Origin of the sequence: Microbacterium sp. ISL-103 (assembly GCF_018613995.1) — a bacterium.
Classification (GTDB): Bacteria; Actinomycetota; Actinomycetes; order Actinomycetales; family Microbacteriaceae; genus Microbacterium.
Genome location: NZ_JAGGPD010000542.1, coordinates 1 through 2,642 on the forward strand (window position 1 = coordinate 1; position 2,642 = coordinate 2,642).

The window sequence follows — 2,642 nt, forward strand, 5'->3', positions numbered from 1 at the left end:
GATGCATCGGCTCGAGGAGCTCGAGCGGCTGCACCCCGAGCTGCAGGGGCAGGACTCACCCACCCAGATGGTCGGTGCCGCCGAAGCGACCGGGCTCGCGACCATCGAGCACGCCGAGCGGATGCTGAGTCTCGACAACGTCTTCTCCATCGACGAGCTGCGGGAATGGGCCGCCAAGACCCGAGCGTCAGCAGGACGAGATGTCGATTGGCTCACCGAACTGAAGATCGACGGTCTCGCGATCAACCTCCGCTATGAGAACGGCCGTCTGACGTCAGCGGCGACACGAGGTGATGGTCGTGTGGGTGAGATCGTCACCGAGAACGCCCTGCGACTTCCCGAGATCCCGCTCGAACTGTCGGGAACCGGGCATCCGGCGATCGTCGAGGTGCGCGGAGAGGTGTTCATCCCCGTGGCGGCCTTCGAGCGGCTGAACGCCGCNNCCGCGCAATGCAGCCAGCGGAGGTCTGCGTCAGCAGATCGACAAGAAGAACGGTCTCGAGCTCGAAGCGGGGATGCTGCGCATCGAATCCCTCGCGCTGTACGTGCACGGCATCGGCGCATGGGAGAACCCTCCGGTGGCCGCGCAGAGCCAGGTGTATGAGCTGCTGTCGGAATGGGGACTCCCCACGAGCCCGCATACGAAGGTCTGCACGAGCATCGACGAGGTCGCGGAGTTCGTGGAGTACTTCGGCGAGCATCGTCACGATATCGAGCATGAGCTCGAGGGGATCGTCGTCAAGGTCGACGAGCTGTCGTTGCACGATGAGCTCGGCGCCACGAGCCGTGCGCCCCGGTGGGCGATCGCCTACAAATACCCGCCCGAAGAGGTGCAGACGACGCTCCTCGACATCGTCGTGTCCGTCGGTCGCACCGGCCGTGCGACGCCGTTCGCCGTGATGGCCCCCGCGCAGGTGGCAGGATCCGTCGTCAGGCAGGCGACCCTCCACAACAAGGACGTCGTCAAGGCGAAGGGCGTGCTGATCGGTGACACGGTCGTGCTGCGCAAGGCGGGGGATGTGATCCCCGAGGTTCTCGGGCCGGTCGTCGAGAAGCGCGACGGCACCGAACGCGAGTTCGAGATGCCCGTCGACTGCCCCGAGTGCGGCACACCGCTCCGGCCCATGAAAGAGGGCGACATCGACCTGCGCTGCCCGAACGCGAGGTCGTGTCCTGCCCAGGTGCGGGGGCGGGTCGAGCACATCGGGTCGCGCGGCGCGCTCGATATCGAGGCGCTCGGCGAGGTCACTGCCGCGGCTCTCACTCAGCCGACATCACCGGCCGTGCCGCCGCTCCAGACCGAAGCCGGGCTGTTCGCGCTGACCCTCGACGAGATCGTGCCGATCGAGCTGTTCGTGCGCGATGCCGAGACGGGTCTGCCCAAGGAAGACGACGACGGGCTGGTCAAGACCCGTGCGCCCTTCCGCCGTAATCCGACCGCCGCTGAGAAGAAGTCGGGTCTCGACGGGCCCCAGCCGTCCTCTCAGGCGCTGACCCTGCTGGCCGAGCTCGAGAAGGCGAAGACGAAAGATCTCTGGCGCCTGCTCGTGTCGCTCAACATCCGCCACGTCGGACCGGTCGCGGCGCGAGCCCTGGCGCAGTGGTTCGGCTCCCTCGATGCGATTCGCGCTGCCTCCCGAGACGAGCTCGCCGCTGTCGAGGGCGTCGGCGGCATCATCGCCGATTCCCTGCTCGCCTGGTTCGAGGTGGACTGGCATCAGGAGATCGTGCGTCAGTGGGCCGATGCCGGCGTGCAGTGGGCGACCCCCGGACACCCGGGTCCCGGAGCAGCCGTCGTCGAGGGCGGTGTGCTGGAGGGCCTCACGGTCGTCGCCACCGGATCCATCGACGGGTACACACGGGATGGCGCGCAAGAGGCGATCATCAAGGCCGGTGGCAAAGCAGCGTCGAGCGTCTCGAAGAAGACCGATTTCGTCGCTGCCGGCCCGGGGGCCGGATCGAAGCTGGCCAAGGCGGAAGAGCTCGGAGTCCGCATCCTCGACGCGGCGCAGTTCCACACCCTCGTGACGGAAGGGCCGGACGCGCTCGGATGAAGCGCTACGGACCGCTGATCGTCGTTCCCGGTGCGCTGGCCGTCGGCGACCCGGGAAGACACCACCTTCGTCTCACGCCCGACGCCGTGCTCTTCCGAGAGGGCACGGAGAACCGAGGGATCGTTGCGTGGGAGCAGATCGAGCGGGTGCTCCTCGACGTTCCGGTGACGCGATTCCGGTTGCCGGGTCTCGTCAGCACCATCGTGATCGGTGCGTTGACGTTCCTTGCTCTCTCGGACCTCGGAATGGACCCGGAGGACGGCACGGTCGACGTGTTGATCGACGGCGAGTCGACCAACGCGCCGTTGAGCCGCCATCATGTGGGCGGTTACTGGGCTCCCACCGTCGACGGCGCCCACAGGCTGCTGCAGCATCTCATCGATCACCCGGAGCAGCGATCGCTGCTCGCTCGCCCCGCACCGCTCATCGATGTGGCGGCGCGTCTCGCGCGCAGCGCGCCGACCGGACCGTCGGGCGCCTGACGCGCGCAGGGCCCCGACATCGTCGGGGCCCTGCGCGCTCGATGTGCACGTGCGTGCGTGTCAGTCCTTGTGGCGGGGCTTGCGGGACGGCTTCTCGCCCCGCTCG

Annotated in this window: 1 protein-coding gene and 1 pseudogene; both read left to right on the forward strand. The window is 67.9% G+C overall.

Translation table 11 applies throughout. From position 1 onward, the window contains the following. The first annotated feature begins 1 nt into the window (after position 1). Positions 2 to 2,054: pseudogene (ligA, locus tag J7E68_RS17380) on the forward strand (NAD-dependent DNA ligase LigA). Then, the gene (locus J7E68_RS17385) at positions 2,051 to 2,536 is read left to right on the forward strand and encodes a hypothetical protein (RefSeq protein ID WP_215174705.1); all 486 of its coding nucleotides are present in this window, start codon (positions 2,051 to 2,053) and stop codon (positions 2,534 to 2,536) included. The pseudogene ligA and the gene J7E68_RS17385 overlap by 4 nt, the downstream one beginning before the upstream one ends. Positions 2,537 to 2,642: the final 106 nt, after the last annotated feature.